At 71.7% G+C, this 21144-nt stretch carries 21 protein-coding genes; 15 read left to right on the top strand and 6 right to left on the bottom strand.

All coding sequences use genetic code 11. The features are described from left to right. Positions 1-66 precede the first annotated feature (66 nt). The 3 genes from ACIRST_RS26330 (at position 67) to ACIRST_RS26320 (ending at position 2567) form a co-directional block, all read left to right on the top strand. Complete coding sequence (locus ACIRST_RS26330; RefSeq protein ID WP_350525334.1) at positions 67-738, top strand: DedA family protein; 672 nt, start codon at positions 67-69, stop codon at positions 736-738. Between the two features lie 124 nt (positions 739-862). After that, on the top strand, positions 863-1534 hold the full coding sequence (locus tag ACIRST_RS26325) for an O-methyltransferase (RefSeq protein WP_402804797.1): 672 nt from the start codon (positions 863-865) through the stop codon (positions 1532-1534). Between the two features lie 133 nt (positions 1535-1667). After that, positions 1668-2567, top strand: a complete 900-nt coding sequence (locus ACIRST_RS26320; protein ID WP_402804795.1) for a Gfo/Idh/MocA family protein — start codon at positions 1668-1670, stop codon at positions 2565-2567. A gap of 192 nt (positions 2568-2759) precedes the next feature. On the opposite strand, the gene ACIRST_RS26315 is transcribed toward ACIRST_RS26320, so the two are convergent. Continuing rightward, a complete protein-coding gene (locus ACIRST_RS26315; RefSeq protein WP_350525331.1) occupies positions 2760-3869 on the bottom strand; it encodes a hypothetical protein in 1110 nt (369 codons plus the stop codon). Between the two features lie 239 nt (positions 3870-4108). On the opposite strand from ACIRST_RS26315, the gene ACIRST_RS26310 reads away from it, so the two are divergent. Further along, positions 4109-6118, top strand: coding sequence for a transglycosylase domain-containing protein (locus ACIRST_RS26310; RefSeq protein ID WP_402804793.1), 2010 nt, complete (start codon positions 4109-4111; stop codon positions 6116-6118). A gap of 101 nt (positions 6119-6219) precedes the next feature. Here the strand turns inward: ACIRST_RS26310 and ACIRST_RS26305 are convergent, their stop codons facing one another. From ACIRST_RS26305 to ACIRST_RS26295, 3 genes are all read right to left on the bottom strand, one after another. After that, positions 6220-7479 carry a hypothetical protein gene (locus tag ACIRST_RS26305; RefSeq protein WP_402804791.1) on the bottom strand — a complete coding sequence of 420 codons (1260 nt, stop codon included), beginning with the start codon at positions 7477-7479 and terminating at the stop codon, positions 6220-6222. Positions 7480-7639: 160 nt separating this feature from the next. Further along, on the bottom strand, positions 7640-7876 hold the full coding sequence (locus tag ACIRST_RS26300) for a hypothetical protein (protein WP_402804789.1): 237 nt from the start codon (positions 7874-7876) through the stop codon (positions 7640-7642). Continuing rightward, entirely contained in the window at positions 7873-8211 is a 339-nt protein-coding gene (locus ACIRST_RS26295; protein ID WP_350525327.1) for a hypothetical protein, read from the bottom strand. The genes ACIRST_RS26300 and ACIRST_RS26295 overlap by 4 nt, the downstream gene beginning before the upstream one ends. A 137-nt stretch (positions 8212-8348) precedes the next feature. Between ACIRST_RS26295 and ACIRST_RS26290 the strand changes: the two genes are divergently transcribed. The 8 genes from ACIRST_RS26290 to ACIRST_RS26255 all read left to right on the top strand — a co-directional run bounded on the left by ACIRST_RS26290 (position 8349) and on the right by ACIRST_RS26255 (position 15699). After that, on the top strand, positions 8349-9176 hold the full coding sequence (locus ACIRST_RS26290) for a helix-turn-helix domain-containing protein (protein WP_402804787.1): 828 nt from the start codon (positions 8349-8351) through the stop codon (positions 9174-9176). Position 9177: 1 nt separating this feature from the next. Next, entirely contained in the window at positions 9178-9387 is a 210-nt protein-coding gene (locus tag ACIRST_RS26285; RefSeq protein WP_402804785.1) for a DUF397 domain-containing protein, read from the top strand. A 76-nt stretch (positions 9388-9463) separates the two neighbouring features. After that, positions 9464-10033, top strand: coding sequence for a GNAT family N-acetyltransferase (locus ACIRST_RS26280; RefSeq protein ID WP_402804783.1), 570 nt, complete (start codon positions 9464-9466; stop codon positions 10031-10033). Positions 10034-10187: 154 nt separating this feature from the next. Further along, positions 10188-11216 (top strand): phosphotransferase family protein, encoded by a 1029-nt coding sequence (locus ACIRST_RS26275; protein WP_402804781.1) that lies wholly within the window; start codon positions 10188-10190, stop codon positions 11214-11216. A 3-nt stretch (positions 11217-11219) separates the two neighbouring features. Continuing rightward, on the top strand, positions 11220-12434 hold the full coding sequence (locus ACIRST_RS26270; RefSeq protein ID WP_402804779.1) for an acyl-CoA dehydrogenase family protein: 1215 nt from the start codon (positions 11220-11222) through the stop codon (positions 12432-12434). 174 nt (positions 12435-12608) lie between these two features. Further along, entirely contained in the window at positions 12609-13649 is a 1041-nt protein-coding gene (locus tag ACIRST_RS26265; RefSeq protein ID WP_402804777.1) for a helix-turn-helix domain-containing protein, read from the top strand. Between the two features lie 36 nt (positions 13650-13685). After that, a complete protein-coding gene (locus ACIRST_RS26260) occupies positions 13686-14210 on the top strand; it encodes an RICIN domain-containing protein (RefSeq protein WP_402804775.1) in 525 nt (174 codons plus the stop codon). A gap of 211 nt (positions 14211-14421) precedes the next feature. Further along, on the top strand, positions 14422-15699 hold the full coding sequence (locus ACIRST_RS26255; RefSeq protein WP_402804773.1) for an alpha/beta hydrolase family protein: 1278 nt from the start codon (positions 14422-14424) through the stop codon (positions 15697-15699). A 17-nt stretch (positions 15700-15716) separates the two neighbouring features. On the opposite strand, the gene zapE is transcribed toward ACIRST_RS26255, so the two are convergent. Continuing rightward, entirely contained in the window at positions 15717-16802 is a 1086-nt protein-coding gene (gene zapE, locus ACIRST_RS26250) for a cell division protein ZapE (protein ID WP_402804771.1), read from the bottom strand. 436 nt (positions 16803-17238) lie between these two features. Here zapE and ACIRST_RS26245 point away from each other — a divergent pair, with 436 nt between their 5' ends. Then, entirely contained in the window at positions 17239-19143 is a 1905-nt protein-coding gene (locus ACIRST_RS26245; protein ID WP_350524890.1) for a putative Ig domain-containing protein, read from the top strand. A 146-nt stretch (positions 19144-19289) separates the two neighbouring features. Next, positions 19290-19757, top strand: coding sequence for a hypothetical protein (locus ACIRST_RS26240; RefSeq protein ID WP_402804769.1), 468 nt, complete (start codon positions 19290-19292; stop codon positions 19755-19757). A 48-nt stretch (positions 19758-19805) separates the two neighbouring features. On the opposite strand, the gene ACIRST_RS26235 is transcribed toward ACIRST_RS26240, so the two are convergent. Next, positions 19806-20219, bottom strand: a complete 414-nt coding sequence (locus ACIRST_RS26235; RefSeq protein WP_350524888.1) for a helix-turn-helix domain-containing protein — start codon at positions 20217-20219, stop codon at positions 19806-19808. An 81-nt stretch (positions 20220-20300) separates the two neighbouring features. Between ACIRST_RS26235 and ACIRST_RS26230 the strand changes: the two genes are divergently transcribed. Further along, positions 20301-21140, top strand: a complete 840-nt coding sequence (locus ACIRST_RS26230; protein WP_402804767.1) for an NAD(P)H-binding protein — start codon at positions 20301-20303, stop codon at positions 21138-21140. Positions 21141-21144 lie beyond the last annotated feature (4 nt).

Here is a 21144-nt window from a genome sequence, read left to right as displayed (position 1 = left end):
GCCGGGACCGGCCCGCGGCTCCAGGGGGAGCCTGGTCGGTCCCGTCCTGCCACGGAGGTACTGGCCTTGCACATCGACGCCTGGATCGAGGGCATTCCACCGACGGCGGTGTACGCCGTCGTCGGTCTGATCATCCTCATCGAGTCGCTGGGCATCCCGTTGCCCGGCGAGATCGCCCTGGTCACGGCGTCGCTGATGGCGGTCAAGGGCGTGGTGAGCCCGTGGGGCGTGGCGGGCGTCGCGATCGCGGGCGCGATCATCGGCGACTCGATCGGCTACTCGATCGGGCGCAAGGGGGGCAAGCCGCTCTTCGAGAAGCTGGGACGCAAGTTCCCCAAGCACTTCGGGCCCTCGCACCTGGCCACCGCCGAGCGCTCGTTCCAGAAGTGGGGCATGTGGGCGGTCTTCTTCGGCCGCTTCATCGCCCTGCTGCGCATCTTCGCCGGTCCGCTGGCGGGCGCGCTGAAGATGCCGTACTGGAAGTTCCTGATCGCCAACGTGCTGGGCGGCGTGATCTGGGCCGGCGGCACGGCGATGCTGGTCTACAAGGTGGGCAAGAGCATCGAGCCGTGGCTGGCCCGCTTCTCCTGGGCCGGTCTGGCCGCCGCGGTCGTGATCGGCGGCCTGTCGGCCTGGATCATGAAGCGCCGGGCGGCGAAGACCCACGCGAAGATCGAGGCGGAGCAGGCGGCGGCCGCCGCCACCGCCGGGGCGGCGACGGCCCCGGTCGCGGAGTGACCGTGCACTGACGACGCAGTGACAACCCGGCTGCGGACCGTGACGAACGGCCGCCCCGGAGCCATCGGGCCCTCGGAGTAGCATCACCGGAGTACCTGCCGGTCTTTGCACTCTGGAGGGCCCGATGACGTTGCAGCCGACCTGGGACGCCGTGGACGCGTACTTCTCCGAGCAGCTGGTCGGGCACGACCCGGTGCTGGAGTCGGCGGCGGCCGCCGCCGACGCGGCCGGGCTGCCGAAGATCGCGGTGGCCCCCAACCAGGGCAAGCTGCTGCACCTGCTGGCGCTGACCCAGGGCGCGAAGCGGATCCTGGAGGTCGGCACGCTCGGCGGCTACAGCGCGATCTGGCTGGCCCGGGCGCTGCCCGCGGACGGCACCCTGATCACCCTGGAGATCGACCCGCGGCACGCCGAGGTGGCACGCGGCAACCTGGCCGCCGCAGGGCTGGAGGACGTCGCCGAGGTGCGGCTGGGCCGGGCCGCCGACTCGCTGGCGGCACTGGTGGAGCAGGGCGCGGAGCCGTTCGACCTGGTCTTCATCGACGCGGACAAGCCGAGCAACCCCGAGTACTTCCGCCGGGCGCTCCAGCTGACCCGGCCGGGCTCGCTGATCATCGTCGACAACGTGGTGCGCGGCGGCGCGGTCGCCGACGCGGCCAGCACCGACCCGGCGGTGGTCGGCACCCGGGCGCTGCATGAGCTGATCGCGGCCGAGCCGAGGGTCACCGCGACCTCGGTGCAGACGGTCGGCAGCAAGGGCTACGACGGCTTCACGCTCGCCCGCGTGCAGCACTGAGCCGGCGCGCACGGAAGCGCGCAACGGCGAGGAACGGCCGGGGGCGGCGAGGAACGGTCGGCGACGGCAGGGAACGGTCGGCAACGGCCGGATGGCCGGCGCCGGCAAGGAACGGAACGGAGACGGAGACATCGTGCGGATCGGACTGCTGGGCACCGGCACCTGGGCGGAGCGGGTGCACGCGCCCGTGCTGGCGGAACACCCCGGGCTGGAGTTCACCGGCGTCTGGGGCCGCCGCCCGGAGGCGGCCGAGGCCCTGGGCGCGGCGCACGGCGTGCCCGGGTACGCGGACCTCGACCGGCTGCTGGCCGACGTGGACGCGGTCTCCGTCGCGCTGCCCCCGACGGTGCAGGCGGACCTCGCGGTGCGGGCCGCCGAGGCCGGCTGCCACCTGCTGCTGGACAAGCCGGTCGCGCTGACCGTGCCGGACGCCGAGGCCGTCGCCGAGGCGGTCCGCGCGCAGAAGGTCGCCTCGGTGGTGTTCTTCACGGTGCGCTTCGGCGGCCCGCAGATCCCGTGGATCGAGGAGCAGGCGGCGCTGGGCGGCTGGTACACGGGCCGCTCGGACTGGTACGGCTCGGTGTTCGTGCCCGGCAGCACCAGCCCGTACGCGGCCTCGCCGTGGCGCCGGGAGAAGGGTTCGCTGTGGGACGTCGGCCCGCACGCGCTGTCCGTGCTGCTGCCGGTGCTCGGCGACGCGACGCAGGTGACGGCGGTGGCCGGCCCGATGGACGCCGTGCACCTGGTGCTGCGGCACGCCGGCGGCGCGTCCAGCACGCTCGCGCTGAGCCTGACCGCGCCGCTCGCGGCGGGCGGCACGGGCATGGAGCTGCGCGGCGAGCACGGTGTGGTGCAGCTGCCGGAGCGCGGCGAGGGCCCGCAGGCCGCCCTGCACCGGGCGCTGGACGCCCTGCAGTCCGCCGCGGCGTCCGGTGAGCCGCACTCCTGCGACGCGGACTTCGGGCTGCGCGTGGTGGAGATCCTCGCCGCGGCGGAGCGCTCGCTGGCGGAGGGCGGACCGGTCGCGGTCTGAGGCCGACCCCGGCCCGCAACGGGATGGGACGCGCCGCAACGGGGCAGGACGGCCGGGACGGACAGGACGAATGGGACGGCCGGGTGGAGCACCGAGGTGCCCCGCCCGGCCGTCGGCTGTCAGATGCCGAACGGCACCGCTGAGCGGACCGTAAAGGAGCATCCGACGGGCCGGTGGGGCCCGGCGGTGCGGTCAGGCCGGCGGCAGGGGCGGCCGGTCCGGTCCCGGGCGGCGGTCGGTGGGGCGGGCCGGGGGGATGACCGGTGCGTGGAAGTCGCGCGGGCCGGTCCAGAGCGCGGGGACGGCGTCGCTGCGGCGGGCCAGTTCGTACGCCACGGCCTCGTAGTTGACGCGCCAGCCGTGGAAGTGCGCCCAGGCGTCCTCGACCGGCCGTTCGCGGGGGAAACCGGCCGCGGTGATCATCGCGACGGCGCCCAGGTACTCGGCGTAGCTCAGCCGGATCGGCACGTCCGGGTCCGGGTCGGGGTCGAAGTCGATGCGCAGCGAGCGGGCGATGTCGCGCAGCGCGGTGAAGCCGGCGCGCAGGACCAGCCGGGCCTCCGGCGGGGAGGTGCGCGGGCACAGGGCGAGGTGCAGGGCGGCGGCGTCCATCACCGAGATCAGGCCGACCACCCAGCTGCGGTTCGGCTGCGGGGAGCGGAAGGAGAGCAGCACGGGGTAGTTGGAGTGGCTCTCGCCGATGTCGGCGGCCAGGCGCTCCCAGTCGCGGTAGAGCTGGGGGAGCGCGGTCTCGGTGTCCACCAGGGACTGGCGGGCCAGCAGCTCGGGGCCCCAGGCCGGTTCGCCGGCCCGGGACTGCAGCAGCGTCACCTCGGTCTCGCGGCGCTGGTAGGCGGCGTAGAGAGTCGGCAGGTAGGAGATCTGCAGGGCGATCACCAGCGGGCCGCTGGCGGCGGCCATGAAGTCGATCGCGGACAGGTGCAGGCGGTCGCCGCTCGCGAAGCCCAGGGTGAACAGGCTGGACCCGGCCTCGCGGATGGACACCGTCCAGTCGAGATCGGACGTGCCGTGCAGCAGCAGCGTGTAGGCGATCAGCATCCCGCTGAGCCACACCGTGAGCATGCCCAGCAGGACCAGCGGCGCCAGCCAGGTGAGCGCCCGGTCCTGCGCGCGGTAGCCGCCGATCGGCGCGGCGGAGAGCCGCAGCACGCCGCGCAGCACCGTCCAGAGCCGGTTCACCAGGGACGAGTAGAGCCCGCGGGGGACGACCAGGGTGCGCAGGATGCTGCCGACGACCAGCAGGAGCAGCAGCGCACCGACCACGGTGTGGATCAACCTCATGACGACATTCTGACGGGCGGTCGGAGCGGGTGCGGCGGAGGTCCGGTTCCGCCTGGGCCGTCGGCGGACATCGATGGACATCAGCGGACATCGGCGGAGCGGCACCGCGCGTCCGCTGACCAGCCGTCACGGGCGGTATGACGACGATCACACCGCCTCCGTGCTGCCCGGGCCGACCCCCGGAGCCGTCTATCTGTTCGAAGGGGTCTTGTGCCCACGAACGGAGCGGGGAGCGGACTGTGCGTGCACGGCGAGGTGACGCGACCGGGGCGGACGAGCCCGGACGACGGCGGTGGCGCCCGGTGCGCCGGATCGACTACCCGCGCCGCGGGCGGCGCGGGGTGCGCCGCTGGCTGCCGTCCTGGCGGCAGCTGCTCCTGGTGGCCGGCGTGGGGACGGTGGCGCTGACGGGCTGGCTGGCCTGGTTCTTCGTGACCACCAAGGTGCCCGACGACCTGAACTCCTTCGCCACCCAGCAGAACAACGTCTACTACTGGGCCGACGGCACCGAGATGGCGCGGATCGGCGAGACCAACCGGCAGGAGGTGCCGCTCGACCGGGTGCCGGAGCCGGTGCGGTGGGCCGTGCTGGCCGCCGAGAACGAGACCTTCTACTCGGACCCGGGGATCTCGGCCACGGGCATCGGCCGCGCGGTGTGGCAGATGGTCTCCGGCGGCGAAACCCAGGGCGGCTCGACCATCACCCAGCAGTACGTCAAGAACATCTACCTGAACCAGCGCCAGTCCATGGACCGCAAGCTCAGCGAAGCCGTCATCGCGATCAAGCTGGACGACCGGATGAGCAAGGACGACATCCTGGCCGGCTACCTCGACAGCAGCTGGTTCGGACGCGGCAGCTACGGCATCCAACGGGCCGCGGCGGCGTACTACGGCAAGGACGTCTCGCAGCTCGATCCGAGCGAAGGGGCCCTCCTCGCCGCCCTGCTGAAGGGGGCCGGGCAGTACGATCCGGCGCTCGGGCCGGAGAACCACGAGCGGGCCGAGGAACGGTGGTCCTGGATCCTGGACCGCATGGTGGAGATCGGGAAGCTCTCCCGCGCAGAGCGCGCCCGGTACACGGTGTTCCCCGAGCCGAAGCCGCAGCCGAAGAACCCCGGGCTGAGCGGCCAGGTCGGCTACCTTGTGGACATGGCCAGGGCCTACGTGGAGAGCCACAGCGACATCACGCCCGCCCAGTTCGACCTCGGCGGCCACCAGATCTACACCACCTTCGACAAGCCGAAGGTCACCGCCCTCGCCGCGGCCGTCCAGGAGGCCACCAAGGGGATCGACCCCGACAACCGCGAGGCCGACAGGCTCCTGAAGGTCGGCGCGGCCTCGGTGGCCCCCGACGGCAGGATCGTCGCGCTCTACGGCGGGCCCGACTACCTCAAGCAGGGCTTCAACAACGCCAACACCACCACGGTGCCCGTCGGTTCGGCCTTCACCCCGGTGGTGTACGCCGCCGGGCTGGGCCAGGGCGTCCAGCGCGAACGCGGCGGCCAGCGCACCCCCGTGACGCCCACCACCCCGTACAACGGGGACAACGGGGTGAACGTGCTGACGCCCGAGGGTCCGTACTGGGGGCGCGACGGCAAGATCGTGAAGACCGCCAACGACGGCAAGCGCAACTGGGGGCAGGTCAGCCTGCGCAGCGCCGTCGAGCAGTCCGTCAACGGGCCGATGATGCAGCTCGGCATGGACGTCGGCCTGGACCGGGTGCAGAAGACCGCCGCCGACCTCGGGCTGCTCCCCGGCAGCATGGGCGAACTGGTACCGGCCTTCGGGGTCGGCAACTCCACGCCCAGCGCGATCAGGACGGCGGACGCCTACACCGCCTTCGCAGGCGGCGGCAAGCGCACCGAGCCGTACTCGGTGTCCAGGATCACCCGCAACGGCAGCCCGCTCGACCTGCGCCTGCCGACGCCCGTGCAGGCGCTGCCGGCGGCGGTGGCGGGAGAGGTGGACACGGCGCTCAAGGGCGCCGTCCGCAGCGGCAGTTCCACGTGGGCGGCGGAGGCCGGCCCGGACCTGGCCGCGAAGCCCGGTACCACCGCGGACCGTACGGCGGGGTGGTCCGTCGGCTACAGCGGGCAGCTGGCCACCGCGGTCACCGTCTTCCGGGCGGACCTGCGGGACCTGAAGCTGCTCCCGCTGGAGGGGCTGGGCGGGGCGGCGCCGGACACCCCGGACTCGGCGCTGCCGAGCCGGATCTGGACGACGTACATGAAGGCGGTGGGCGGGCGGTAGGCGCGCCGGCCGTGGGGTTCGTGAGGCCTGTTCTGCCCGTGGTGTGTGTGATGTCCGTGGGGCCCGTGGGGCCCGTGGTGTCACGGGCCCCACGGGCCGGCCTACTTGACCAGGCGCGGCCAGTCGGCCGGCTGCCCGGGGTCCAGCCCGCGCAGCTTGTCGAGCACCTTGGGGTCCTGGGCGTCCATCCAGTCGGCGACCTGGCGGAAGGAGACGCAGCGGACCTCCTCGCGCTTGCAGACGCTCTTCATGACGTCCTCGATGGCCTGCATGTAGATGCCGCCGTTCCAGTCCTCGAAGTGGTTGCCGATGAAGAGCGGGGCGCGGCTGCCGTTGTAGACGCGTTCGAAGCCGGCGAGGTAGCTCTCCTTGGTCTGCTTCTCCCAGGTGTCGAACTTCTTCGGGTCTCCCTTGGTGCTGCTCTCCCCGGACTGGACGGAGAGGAAGTTGAAATCCATCGAGAGGCGCTGGGAGGACAAGGCGGGGTAGGGCAGCAGCTGCAGCGGGAAGTTCCAGACGCCCTCCTTCTTGACCGGCCAGACCTGGAACTCGCCCGGGGAGCTGGCGTCGTAGCGGAAGCCCTTCGCCTTCTCGGCGGCGAGCAGGTTCTTCTGGCCCTCCAGGCAGGGGGCGCGGCCGCCGACCAGCTCCTTGGTGTAGTCGAAGGGGAGGGGCGGGAGGTCCTTGAAGCCGGTGTTGGTCTTCCAGTTGGTGACGAAGGAGATCGCCTGGTCGAGCTCGCTCGTCCACTCGTCGGTGGACCAGTCACCGCCGCCGCCGGGCTGGGGGCCGCAGAAGTGCCCGTTGAAGTGGGTGCCGATCTCGTTGCCGTCCAGCCAGGCCAGGCGCAGTTGTTCCAGAGTGTCCTTGATGTGGGGGTCGGTGGCGAAGTCGATGGACGCGGAGCCGGCGTCGTGCTGCGGGGGGTGGTAGAGGGAGCGTTTGGACTTGGGGAGGGTGTAGAGGCCGCTCAGGAAGAAGGTCATCTGGGCGTTGTTCTCCACCCCCAGCTTGCGGAAGCGGGAGAACAGGCGCTCGTCGCCCTCCAGAGCGCCGTCCCAGGAGAAGACGACGAACTGCGGCGGCCGCTCGCCGGGCTTCAGCTTCTCGGGCTTCGGCTGCTTCGGCTGAGGTCCGGTGTCGGAGGTGGAGCCGTCGCCGAGCACCTTCACCTGGCCGTCCCAGGTGGGAGTCGGAGTGGGGGTCGGGGTTGGAGTGGGGGTGTCGGTGGGTGCCTCGGACGGGGTGCTGGACGTCGGGCCCGCGGGGGTGGTGCCGGTGGCGGTGGGTCTGCTCTGCACGCCGGAGCAAGCCGTGGTCAGGACGAGGGAGGAAACGACTCCCACAAGCAGACCGTTCATGCCGCGCGCAATCCGCACCGGACCCCCACTTCACTGACGCAAGTCAGTAGATGTTCGGATAAATGATCGAAATGGAGGGATCATCAGAACATCTTTGATCGACGCCTGTCGAGGCGGGGGTGCGGTGGCAACTGGCGTACGTATCAAACGGTCTGACGGTTCATCTGGTCTCTCGCGAGGACGCACGGAAGGCTGCAGCGGCCGCGACGGTGTAGAAGCGCCTGACCCGGTCCGAGGAGCCGGGCACCCGGAGGAACTCGTTGCGCTCGCGGTCCCAGAGCCCCCAGCACTCCAGCGCGACGAAGTGCGGGCTGGAGGAGTCGATCAGGCGGATCTCGAACCGGGCGGGAGAGGGCGGAGGGGGAGGGGGAGGGGTGGCGGGGAGGTGATCGGTCATCGCCGGGTCGCCACCTGGATGAAGCCGGAGGCCTTCTCGACACGCTTGGAGAAGTCGGCGAACTCCCCCTCGATCGGGGAGATGGCGGACTTGCTGGGGACGAGGATGGCGCCGGCCTGCCGGTCGAGCACCCGCTGCAGAGCGGCGCGGAGCATGGGGCGGTGGTCGGGCCCCTTCGTGGCGGCCTCGTCGTCCACGACGATGAGGTCGATGCCCCAGTTGAAGGCCTTGGCGTAGTCCTCGCACGCCCGCAACTCGCGCTCGGGGAAGGAGGAGTTGGCCTTGGTCAGGTAGAGGACGACCTGGAAGGACGGCGTGGGGGTGGGGCAGGACATAGATGTCTCCATGGTTGCACTTCGCGTTCGGCTTTTCACGCGGTGTAGCCATGGTGGCGTGCTGGCCCTTACGATCGGAAGGCTTTCCCACTTGACAGTCTCTGGCGTGGGATTCAGCCAGCCATGGAGGTCTGATTATGCGTGAGACGGAGCTCAATCCTTCGGCATCTCCTCTGGAGGCGTTCGGAGCCCAACTGCGCAAGGCACGCAAGGCGGCTGGTCTGACCCAGGCGGAGCTTGGGCGGCTCACATCCTTGAGTGACAGTCAGATTTCAAACCTCGAAAGAGGTACACGCAGTCCCACACTCGACTGGGTCATCGAGGCCGACCGGGTTCTGAACACTGGTGGGACTCTGGAGCTGACCTACTGGAGCCTGAGCGGTGGGGGATCACTTCTGGAGGGCTTCGCGGAGTTTGCAGCACATGAGGCGAAGGCTGTTGAGCTGCGGCAGTTCGAGTTGGGCGTCGTTCCCGGGCTGTTCCAGACCAAGGCATACGCAGAGACTCTGGCGGCGGCCGACGTGCGTCGGGGAGTCATCACCAGCGAGGAGGCCGAGGCTCGGGTCTCCTACCTTCTCACTCGTCAGCAGCGCCTCAACAGTGTGGACATGCCGCTGGTCCATGCGGTGTTGGATGAGAGTTGCATTCGAAGGCTGGTAGGCGGTCCGGCTGTCATGCAGGAGCAGTTCGATCGGTTGGCGGAGCTGTTCGAGCGCCCGAGGGCCATCATCCAGGTGGCGCCGTTCTCGATGGGCGAGCACAGATCGCTCGCCCTGCCGGTGGTGCTGCTGACGATGCCCGACCGCAGCATGCTCGGATACACGGAGTCCCAGGCGCGTGGATATCTCACCAGGGAAGCCGAGACCGTAACAGCGTGGGCCAGGGACTACGATCGGCTTCAGGTGGGCGCCAGTTCGGACGTGGTGTCCCTCGCCGCGATCCGCGCAGCTCGGAAGGATCTTTGAAATGACCCGCACTGACGGCGTGACTCTGACCGGCGCTACCTGGGTCAAGTCCAGCTACAGCCAGAACGGTGGCAACTGCGTCGAGGTGGCGCCTGACTTCCCCGGCGTCGTTCCCGTCCGTGACTCCAAGGACCCCGAGGGGCCCGCCCTCGTCTTCACCTCCGACGCCTGGCGGTCGTTCGTCGCCGCCGTCGCCGCCGGCGAGCTCTGACCTGTGGCCCCCGGGCTGGGCCCGGGGGCCACAAATTCGCTGGCGTGTGCCGCCGTCCGGGAATGATGATCACGGGATGCATGTCTTCCTGGAAACCGAGCGGCTCGTGCTGCGCCCGTTCGCCGACACCGAGACCGACGTCGACGGCCTGTTCGCTCTGGACAGCGACCCCGACGTGATGCGCTTCATCAACGGGGGCAAGCCGACCACCCGCGAGGCGATCCAGACACGCACCCTGCCGCGGCTCCTCCACGACTACCCGGCCTTCGGCACCCGCGGCTTCTGGGCCGCCGACGACCGAGCCACCGGTACCTTCCTCGGCTGGTTCGAGCTGCGCCCCCTCGACGACCAGCGCCCGTTCGTCGTGGAGCTCGGGTACCGCCTCAACAAGGCCGCCTGGGGCAAGGGCTACGCCACGGAGGGCTCGCGCGCCCTGATCGACAAGGGCTTCACCGACCTCCGGGTGGAGCGGGTCACCGCGAACACGATGGCGGTGAACACCGGGTCCCGGCGGGTGATGGAGAAGTCGGGCCTGTCGTTCCTCCGGAACTTCACCGGGGACTGGCCCGACGCGATCCCGGGTTCCGAGCACGGCGAGGTCGAGTACGACCTCGTCCGGGCCGACTGGGAGCAGCGGCGCCCGTGACCCCGCGGCGGCCGGTCCAGCCCTAACGGCGGCCACCGGCCGTCCCGACGACCCCCTGAGCCGTGTGGCTCGGGGGGTCGTGGCATTGACAGGGGCCTTCTGCGGCTGAATGCTAAGCAAGCGCTTAGTCAACCCGAGACCAAGGAGTCGCCCGATGTCCGAGACCCCTGCCTCGCCGCCCGGGGTGGACCTGGTGCGGTTGCGCGCCCACCTCGACCGGGAGCTGCCCGGGGCCGTCCGGGGGCAGCTGCGGGCCGACCTCATCGAGGGTGGCCGCTCGAACCTCACCTACGTCCTCTCCGACGGCTCCTCCCGCTGGGTGCTGCGCCGCCCGCCACTCGGACACGTCCTCGCCACCGCGCACGACATGGGCCGCGAGTACCGCGTCATGACCGCGCTGCGCGACACCGGCGTCCCGGTGCCGGACACCCTCCTCCTCGATCCGGGCACGGACGTCCTCGGCGCGCCCTGGTACCTCATGGAGTACGTCACCGGCACCGCCCACCGCGACGCCGCCGACCTAGCCTCCCTCGGCGAGCAGCGCGTCCAGGCCCTCGGCCGCCGCCTGGTCGACACCCTCGCCACCCTCCACCGGATCGACCCCGCCGCCGTCGGCCTCGCCGACTTCGGCCACCCCGACGGCTACCTGGAACGCCAGCTGCGCCGCTGGTCCAAGCAGCTCGCCGCCTCCCGCAGCCGCGACCTGCCCGCCCTGGACCGGCTGCACGCCGCGCTCGCCGAGCGGCTTCCGACGTCCCCCGCGCCCGCGCTGGTGCACGGGGACTACCGCCTCGACAACGTCCTCGTCGACGACGGTGACGCCATCGCCGCCGTGCTCGACTGGGAGATGTCCACCCTCGGCGACCCGCTCACCGACGTCGGCCTGCTGGTGATGTACACCGAACTGGCCGGCGTCGGCGGCGGCATCATCCCCTCCGCAATGACCGCCCCCGGCTTCCCGAAGCCCGACGAGATCGTCTCCCGGTACGCCGAGGCGACCGGCCGTCAGGCCGCCGACCTGGACTGGTACGTGGCCTTCGCCTCGTACAAGCTCGCCGCCGTCGCCGAGGGCATCTTCTTCCGCTTCCAGCAGGGCCGCACCCTCGGCGCGGGTTTCGAGCGGGCGGGCGAGATGGCCCCGATCCTCGCCCGCCACGGCCTGAACACCCTCAAGGAGAACTGACCGATGGACTTCGCGTACGACGCCCGGACGACCGAGCTCCGCGAGCAGCTGCTCGCCTTCATGGACGAGCACGTCCACCCCGCCGAGGCCGTCCTCGCCGCGCAGCTCGCCGACCCGGCCCGCGCGCCGTGGGCCGTCCCGCCGGTCGTCGCGGACCTGCAGGCCGAGGCCCGCAAGCAGGGGCTGTGGAACCTCTTCATGCCGGGTGAGCACGGCGCCGGCCTGACCAACCTGCAGTACGCCCCACTCGCCGAGATCACCGGCCGCAGCCCGCAGTTGGCCCCGCCCGCGCTCAACTGCGCGGCCCCGGACACCGGCAACATGGAGCTGCTCGCCCAGTTCGGCAGCGCCGAGCAGCGCGAGCGGTGGCTGCGCCCCCTCCTCGACGCCGAGATCCGCTCCGCCTTCGCGATGACCGAGCCCGAGGTGGCGTCCTCGGACGCCACCAACATCGCCACCCGGATCGAGCGGGACGGCGACGAGTACGTGATCAACGGCCGCAAGTGGTACATCACCGGGGCGATGAACCCGGAGTGCAGGCTGCTCATCGTGATGGGCAAGACGGACCCCGACGCCGAGCCGCACCGCCAGCAGAGCATGGTGCTCGTCCCGCGCGACACCCCCGGTGTGACCGTGAAGCGCGGCATGACGGTCTTCGGCTACGACGACGCCGACCACGGCGGCCACGCCGAGGTGCTGTTCGAGGACGTCCGCGTCCCGGCGGCCAGCCTGATCGGCGAGGAGGGGACGGGCTTCGCCATCGCCCAGGCCCGGCTGGGGCCGGGCCGGATCCACCACTGCATGCGGGCCATCGGCATCGCCGAGCGGGCGCTGGAGCTGATGTGCCGCCGTGTCACCGAGCGGGTCGCCTTCGGCAAGCCGCTCGCCGAGCAGGGCGTGGTGCAGGACTGGATCGCCGAATCGCGCGTGCGGATCGAGCAGTTGCGGCTCCTCGTCCTCAAGACCGCCTGGCTGATGGACACCGTCGGCAACCGGGGCGCGCACACCGAGATCCAGGCGATCAAGATCGCCACCCCGCGCACCGTCGAGTGGATCCTCGACAAGGCCGTCCAGGCCCACGGCGCCGCCGGCGTCAGCCAGGACACCCCGCTCGCCCAGCTCTGGGCCGGCAACCGCACCCTGCGGCTCGCCGACGGCCCGGACGAGGTGCACAAGCGCTCGCTGGCCCGCCGGGAGCTGAAGCGGTACCGGCGGTAGCCGCCCCACCGTCGAAAGCCCCGCCTGCCGACCTGGTCGAACACCGGGTCGGCAGTCCCGTTCCGGCGCTGACCTGCCCGGAAGCCGTGCTGCGGGGAAAACTAGACTGTCGGCTCGGCCGTCCGGAAAGGCAGGCGGCCGGAGTGACGGGGGGTCATGGCGATGTGGTCGACGATGTCCAATGCCGGTGTACCGGCACAGGACCGGTTCGCGTGGTTCACCGACATGGTCGCCCGGGACCTGGTCCCGGTGACGGTCTCCAGCCCGGAGGCCGCCGACTTCCGTGCGGAGGCCGCCGTGCTGGACCTCGGTCCGGTCCGGGTGTCGGCGCACTGCCACCCGCCGGTGCGTTCGCGTCGGCCCTCGGCGCTGACCCGACGCAGCGACCCCGAGCAGTACCAGCTGGCCCTGGTCGGGGGGAGGAACCCGATGTGGATCTCCCAGCACGGGAACGACTCCGGGCCGGTCAGCGGGGAGTTGGTGCTCTGGGACACCTCACGGCCGTTCGAGGCCGGCACGCGGTACGAGGACGGCACCAGCCAGGCCCTCATCCTGCACATTCCCCGCACCGCGCTGCCGGTCAACGCGGACAAGACCGACCGCCTGCTCGCCCGGCAGATCTCCGCCCGCCGCGGGACGGGCGCCATCCTGGCGCGCTTCCTCACCTCCCTGGGCGACCACGCCGCCGAGTGCGGGCCCGAGGAGCTGGAGCGGCTGGGAGGGATCGCCCGCGACCTGGCCGCCGTCTGCCTGGCCGAGTCCGCCGACGCCGCCCGCGAGGTCGACGCCACGACCCGCTCACGTGCCCTGCTGGAGCAGGTCAAGGTGTTCGTCGAGCACAACCTCGACCATCCCGACCTGGGGCCCGAGATGATCGCCGGGCGCCACCACGTCTCCGTGCGTTCGCTGCACGTGCTGTTCCAGGGCGAGGAGGAGACCGTCAGCAGACTGATCCGTCGGCGCCGCCTCGAACGCTGCCGCGCCGACCTCGCCCGGCCGGAGCTCGCCGAGCACTCCATCCGCAGCATCGCCGCCCGCTGGGGGTTCGCCAGCGCGGCCGTCTTCAGCCGGGCCTTCCGCGAGGCCTACGGGCTGACGCCCCGCGAGCACCGCCGGCAGAGCGCGCACGGAGCCGCCTGCGCGAACCCTCAAGAAAACCTGCGCTCGGCGCAAACCCGGGCGGACGGCTCGCTCCTAACCTGGCTGGGCGGGTGATCACCACCCCGTTCATCGCTTCCCGGGGGAAACCACATGAAGAAACTCCTCACTGCCGCCGCAGCCGCCGGCCTCGCCCTGACCGGTGTCACAGTGGCCGCACCCGCGCCGGCCCGGGCCGCCTCGGAGATCCCGGTGTTCCAGCTCGTGAACTTCGAGGGCCGGTGCCTGGAGGTCGAGAACTCCTCGACGCAGAACGGTGCCCGGGTGCAGCTGTGGGACTGCCACAACCAGCCCGGTTCGTACTGGCGCTTCGGGGACGTCGCCGGAACGAACTACCACTACCTCGTCAACGACCACAGCGGGAAGTGCCTGGAGATCGAGGACTCGTCGCTGTCGAACGGCGCCCGCGCCCAGCAGTGGGACTGTGTCGGCCAGCCCGGTGCCATCTGGGTTCATCTGCACGAGCTGTCGTACAAGTCGTATGACTACTACAAGATTCTCAACACCAGCGACAAGGCCCTGGAGGTCGAGAACTCCGCGAGCTTCAACGGGGCGCCCGTGCAGCAATGGAACTACGGCGGCCAGGGCGGGGCCCTGTGGCGCTTCTACTGGCTGTGACCCGGGCGGGGAAGCCGTCCCCCCGAGTCGCCGGCCTGCCCGCGTACGGGGGTCGTGGGCAGACCCGGTGCCGGGGGGCGGTCATTGGCCCTTAAGGGTGTCATACCCGGGTACTCAGGGGCCGGTTGGCTCCCTGGTATGACGGCTGCGGACCGTTCCCGCCCGTAGTGTCCTGCGTGTTCGATCGATCGAGGGCACGGAGGGACGGATCATGGGCAGTGGGGGACGGGCCTTGGCGGCGGTCCTGCTGGCGGCGACGGCGGTGCTGGGCACGGTGGGCGGCCCCGTGGCGGTGGCGGCGGGTGCGGAGGGCGGGGACGCCGGGCAGCGGGCGCGGGCGTGGCTGCCGGAGCCCACCGGGCCGTACCCGATCGGGACGACCGCCGTGCACCTGACCGACGCCGGCCGCGAGGACCCGTGGAAGCCCGGGCAGCGGCGCGAGCTGATGATCAGCCTCTGGTATCCGACCTCCCGCCCGGCCGACCCCGCCGACCGGGCCCCGTACATGGAGCCCGCCGCCGGGGAGCACTTCGGCGGCGCCGACGGCGTCGGGCTGATCAACTACGGCACCACGCCCGGCAGCACCGACTGGTCCGGCATTCGCACCCACGCCCGCAATGACGCGCCGGCGCTGCCCGGCCGGCGCCCGGTGGTGCTGTACTCGCCCGGCCTCGGCGACCCGCGCACCTGGGGGACGGCCCTCGTCGAGGACCTCGCCTCCCGCGGCTACGTCGTCGTCACCGTCGACCACACCTACGAGGCCTCGGAAGTCGCCTTCCCCGGAGACGAGTTGGCCACCTCGGTGCTCCCCGGCATGCTCGGGCAGCCGGACCTGGACATCGGCGCCGTGCTGCGGAAGTCCATGGCCGCCCGGGTGGCCGACACCCGCTTCGTCCTGGACGAACTGACCTGCCTCGGCGGCCGCAAGGACCTGCCGAGCGGGCTGGCCGGGGCGCTCGACCTCGACCGGATCGGCATGGTCGGCCATTCGGCCGGCGGCTTCACCGCGCTCCAGACCATGCACGACGACCCGCGGATCGCCGCCGGGATCAACCTGGACGGCCAGCTGCACTTCCCCGGCCCGGACGGCCGCACCGGCGTGTTCCTGCCCAGCGTCGCCGAGGACGGCCTGGACCGGCCCTTCCTGCTGATGGGCACCGGGAGCGACGACTCCGGGCCCTACCGCCGGCAGCCCGGCTGGAACGCCCTGTGGCAGCACAGCACCGGCTGGCACGCCGACGTCACCCTCACCGGGTCGAGGCACGGCTCGTACACCGACGCCCAGACCCTGCTGCCGCAGCTCGCCCGGCAGGGCGCCCTCGGCGCGGAGCAGCTGCGCAACGACGTCGGTGACGTCCGCCCCGGCCGCGCCGAGCTCGCCACCCGCTCGTACGTCGCCTCCTTCTTCGACCGCTGGCTGCGCGGCCACGACGACCACCTGCTGGACGGGCCCTCGCCGCGGTTCCCGGAGATGGGGTACGAGCGGTAGCGAAGGCGCTGCTCGGGTCAGGCCGATCCGAGCAGGGCGAGTCGGCTGGCGGTCCGGTCCAGGTCGCTGAACAGGTCCTCGGATGCCCCTTGGTCGATCGGGTCGGCGCCGATCAGCACCAGCCGGACGTCCCGGTCGCAGCAGACGTCCACCAGGTCGGCGAAGCGCCGCCGCCCGTCCGGGGTCGCCTCGGCCAGCGGCGGTACGTCGGTGAGCACCAGGGTGGGGAAGCGTTCGGTGAGCGCCAGCTGGTCGGCCGCCGAGGTCAGCCCCTCGCACAACTCGGCGAAGCCGAACCACACCTCGGCGTCGCGGACCGCGGCTGCCCGCAGCGGGCGGCCGTGCACCACGACCTCGTCCGCCTCGCTCGCGGTCGGCCGGGTGAGGCCGAGCATGCGCAGGCCCTCCTCGTCGTCGGTCCGCAACCGCGCGCCCTGGGTGAACCGTTGCGGCGTGCCGTCCGCAGGCTGCCGCTCCCGGCGGAAGTCCACCGGGCCCGCGATCTCCACGACGTCCATCCGCTCCTCGATCAGCCGGATCGTCGGCTCGAACAGGTGGTGGTACAGCGGGTTCGGCATCAGGCCGGCGGGCGGGTAGTTGGACGTGGTGACCAGGGTGATCCGCCGGTCCAGCAGCGTCCGGAAGAGCCGGGCCACCAGCATCGCGTCCCCGGCGTCGTGGGCGTGGAACTCGTCGAAGACCAGCACCCGGCAGTCGCCGAGCAGCTCGTCCACAGCGCGGTCGACCGCCGCGACCCGCTCGGCGGCCGGGTCCCGGTGCCCGTCGGCGGCGTGCAGGGCGACGCCCTCGTGCAAACGGCGGAAGAAGTCGTGGAAGTGCAGCCGCCGCTTCCGCGGAGTGGCCAGGCCGTCGAGGAAGGTGTTCACCAGCCAGCTCTTGCCCCGGCCCACCGGGCCCCACAGGTAGAGGTGGCGCGGCGGGCGGCGAACGAGCAGCCCGGTGCGGGCCAACTCCCCGGCCAGCCTCGACAACCGCTCGACGGCGGGCCGCTGGGCCGGATCCACGGCGAAGCCCCGTTCCCCGGCGGTCCGCCGGAAGTGAGCCAGCATCGCCTCGTACTGCTTCGTCGCCTTGTCCGTCACGTCCGCGAGCCCTAACAGTGCCTCAGAAAAGCTCCGACGGCGACCGCCTGGACGAGGAGCTCCCCGGCCGGTGCCGTCCCGTCCTCGGGGGTCGTTGCCGCCGGGCGGTTCACTGAATTCGGGACGGCATTTCGAGCGATATTCAGTGAATGGTTACGCGCGTCGACTCCTTTTCATCGATTCCGCTTGACCTGCTTCGACGCGTTTCTTAATCAGCCCTTACCCTTCGCCGTTGACCTGTGTTCATCAGCTCTGCTTTCCTTCATGCCCAGCAGGCGGCAATGGGGCCGACGGGGCGTCAATTCCGGGTGTGCGGAGAAATTCCGACCGGACGCGACTTCCCGCGGAACCCGCCGTCCGCCCCTTCCCCACAAAGGGATCGCCCGGGGCTCCCTCACGGCCCCGGACGATCGGCAGAAGAGAGGCACCCTCACCCATGGGTCACTCCCCAAGGACCGGACGCGCGAAGTACGCGGCGCTCACCGGCATCGCGTCGCTCGCGCTCGCCGTCGCCGGCCTGGCCGGCGCCGGTCCGGCCTCCGCGCAGGACATCTCCAGCTCGCAGGGAAGTACTGGCAGCACCGCCAACGAGTTCAACCCCTGGAGCCCGCAGAACGGCCACCCGTACCGGCACGGCGCGGTGCCCGGCATGTCCCAGCACGAGAACTACAAGAAGTGGCTCGACGCCCACAACCAGGCCGCGGCGACCGGTCAGCAGACCCTGTCCTACGGCGGCGGCGTCGACGGCATCGGCGTGCAGAGCGGGCACTCCAAGGTCTACCTGGTGTTCTACGGCAACCAGTGGGGCACCCAGAGCACCGACGCCAACGGCAACGCCAAGTTCACCGGCGACTCGGCCGGTGCGGCCGGTGCCACCCAGCAGATGTTCAAGGGCATCGGCACCAACGGCGAGACCTGGTCGGCCGACCTCACCCAGTGGTGCGACGGCCCCAACGTCGCCACCGGCGCCGTGAGTTGCCCGTCCAACGCCAACTTCATCCCGTACCAGAGCGGCGGCGTGCTGTCCGGCGTCTGGTACGACAACGCGGCCGCCTCGCCGAGCCAGGCCACCGGCAACCAGCTCGCCCAGGAGGCGGTCAAGGCCGCCGGCCACTTCGGCAACACCACCGCCGCCGCCAACCGGGACGCGTACTACATCGTCCTGTCGCCGCACGGCACCAACCCGGACGACTACCAGAACCCCTCCACCGGGTACTGCGCCTGGCACGACTGGAACGGCGACACCACCCTCACCGGCGGTGCGGCGAGCTCGCCCTACGGCGACATCGCCTTCTCCAACCAGCCGTACAACATCGACGCGGGCTCCAACTGCGGTGTCGGCTTCGTCAACTCGCCCGGCACGCTGGACGGCTGGACGATGACCCTCGGCCACGAGTGGCACGAGATGATGTCCGACCAGAACCCGGCCGGCGGCTGGACCAACCACGTCTCGGGCAGCAGCTACAACGGCCAGGAGAACTCCGACGAGTGCGCCTGGATCCGGCCCGGCAGCACCGGCGGCGCCGCCAACATCTCCTTCGGCTCCTTCGGCAGCTACGCCGAGCAGGCCAGCTGGTCGAACGACACCAACTCCTGCGCGATCTCGCACGCCATCCTGACCCACGGCAACACGGTCACCGTCACCAACCCGGGCAGCCAGTCCGGCACCGTCGGCACCGCGGCGAGCCTGCAGATCAGCGCCACCGACTCGGCCACCGGCCAGACCCTGAGCTACTCGGCCACCGGCCTGCCGGCCGGCCTGTCGATCAACTCCTCGACCGGCCTGATCTCCGGCACCCCGACCGCCGCCGGCACCTCCAGCGTCACGGTCACCGCGACCGACACCACCGGCGCCACCGGCAGCACCAGCTTCTCCTGGACCGAGTCCACCACGGGCGGCGGCGGCAACGCCGTCACCAACGGCACCTTCGAGACCGGCAACCTGACCGGCTGGACGGCCGCCGGCTCCACCTCCGCCCCGGCCTCCGCCGCCCACAGCGGCAGCTTCGGCGCCATGGTCGGCTCCACCAACCCGACCGGGGACTCCTCGATCGCCCAGACCTTCACCGCGCCGACCGGCTCCAGCAAGCTGTCCTTCTGGTACAGCAACACCTGTGACGACACCATCACCTACGACTGGGCCACCGCCACCCTGAAGGACAACACCACCGGCACCACCGCCACGGTCCTCGCCAAGACCTGCACCACCACCGGCACCTGGACCAACAAGACGGCGACCGTCACCCCCGGCCACTCCTACACCCTCACCCTGAGCAACCACGACGACAACTACCCGGGTGACCCGACCTACACCTACTACGACGATGTGACCGTCTCCTGACGATCGCAGCGCCGAACGCACCGGGGTGGGCCCAGCGCCCGCCCCGGTGTCGTATTCCACAGCCGTATTTCATCGGGGGGGGGGATCCGAATCGGCGGCTGCTGCGTCAAAACGGCACCGCTTGCACACCGGCAGAAGGAACCACCGTGAACCCGAGAAGACCCGCCGCCCTGGCGCTCGCCGCCGCCCTGCTCGCCCTGACCGGGTGCGCCTCCACCGCCTCGAAGACACCCGCCTCCGGCGCGTCGGCCCCGAGCGCGTCGGCCCCGAGCAGTTCCGCCCCGACGCCGGCGGTGCTCGCGGTGGACGAACACGTCGGCGGTTCCACCCTGAAGGCCGCGGTCGGTACGACGCTGACGCTCGCGCTCCACAGCACCTACTGGTCCGCCGCCACCAGCTCCGCCCCCGACGTCGTCGCCCCGACCGGCACGCCGACCACCGCGCCGTCCCCCTCCTGCCGCCCCGGCGGCGGCTGCGGCACCGTCACCACCACCTTCACCGCCCGCGCCCCCGGCACGGCCCACCTCACCGCGACCCGCACCAGCTGCGGCGAGGCCCGCGAATGCCCGCCCGACCAGCGGACCTACGAGGTCACCGTGGAGGTCACCGGCTGAGGCCGGAGGCCGGAGCCTCCCTACCGAGGCCTCCCTGCCGGAGCTCGCCTACCTGATCTCCGAGCCCGGGTTGGCCTCGTCCCAGGCCCGACGGGACCTGACGATCGCGTCGTGGTGGCCGTAGGACCAGTCCGCCATCGCCCGCACCAGGTGGGTCAGGCTGTGGCCGAGCGGGGTCAACTCGTACTCCACCTGCGGCGGGACGGTCGGGTGGACGGTCCGCGAGACCAGGCCGTCGCGCTCCAGGCGACGCACCGTCAGGGTCAGCATCCGCTGCGAGATCCCCGGCAGGGCACGCTGCAGCTCGCGGAACCGCCGTACGCCCTGGGCGAGTTCGACGACGGTGAGGACCGACCACTTGTCGCCCAGGCGGTCCAGCAGGTCCCGGATCCCGCAGTCCACGCCGTCCTCGCACCAGACCACCGGGCGGGGGGTGGTTACCGCGGTGTGCCCTGCTGACATGAAAGTGCCTCCTTACGCCGAACGCCCAGGCTATCGAGGATGGAGACGTCGCCGACGGTCGATCATCCCCAGGAGGAACCCATGCTGCTCGTCACCGGTGTCAACGGAGGCCTCGGTGCCCTCGTCCTGGCGCACCTCGCCGGGCGGGAGGGCGTCGTCGCCGGCTCGCGCACCCCCGCGAAGGTGCCGGCCGGCACACCCGCCCGGCTGGTGGACTTCGACCGGCCGGACACCCTGGCGGAGGCCTTCGACGGCGTCCGGACCCTGCTGCTGATCTCGGCCGGAGCCGCCGAGGACGACGTGGTGATCGCCCGGCACGGCGCGGCGATCGAGGCGGCGGAGCGGGCGGGCGTCGAGCACGTCGTCTACACCAGCCTCTCCGGCGACGGCGACCACCTGCCCTACGCCCTCGCCCACCGCTGGACCGAGCGGCGGCTGCGCTCCTCGGCGACCCTGAGCTGGACGGTGCTGCGCAACGGGCTGTACGCCGAACTCCTGGGCGCCATCGCGGCGCCCGGCCCCGACGGGGTGATCACCGCGCCGCTCGGTGACGGGAAGCTGGCGGCGGTGGCGAGGGCGGACCTCGCCGAGGCGGCGGTCAGGGTCGCGCTCGAACCGGGCACGCACCGCGGCCGGACGTACGAGCTGGTGGGGGAGCGGGCGCTGGGCGGTGCCGAGGTGGCCGCGGCGCTCGGCGCCGAGTACCGGCCCGGTCGGCTGGCCGACGCCCGGACGGCGCTGGTGGCCTCGGACGCCCGGGACTTCCAGGTGCCGATGGTGCTGGGCACCTACTCGGCGATCGCCCACGGCTTCCTCGCCGGTCCGGGCGGTCCGGGCGGCCCGGGCGGGCCGGGCGACCTCGCGGCGCTGCTCGGCCGCGAGCCCCGCCCGGCCCTGGAGGTCATCGCCGCCGGTCGGTGACCGG

The sequence above is a fragment of the Kitasatospora sp. NPDC101447 genome (assembly GCF_044767225.1).
Taxonomy (GTDB): domain Bacteria; phylum Actinomycetota; class Actinomycetes; order Streptomycetales; family Streptomycetaceae; genus Kitasatospora.
Note: the sequence above shows the minus strand (reverse complement) of the source record. Positions and strands in the feature narration are given on the sequence as shown.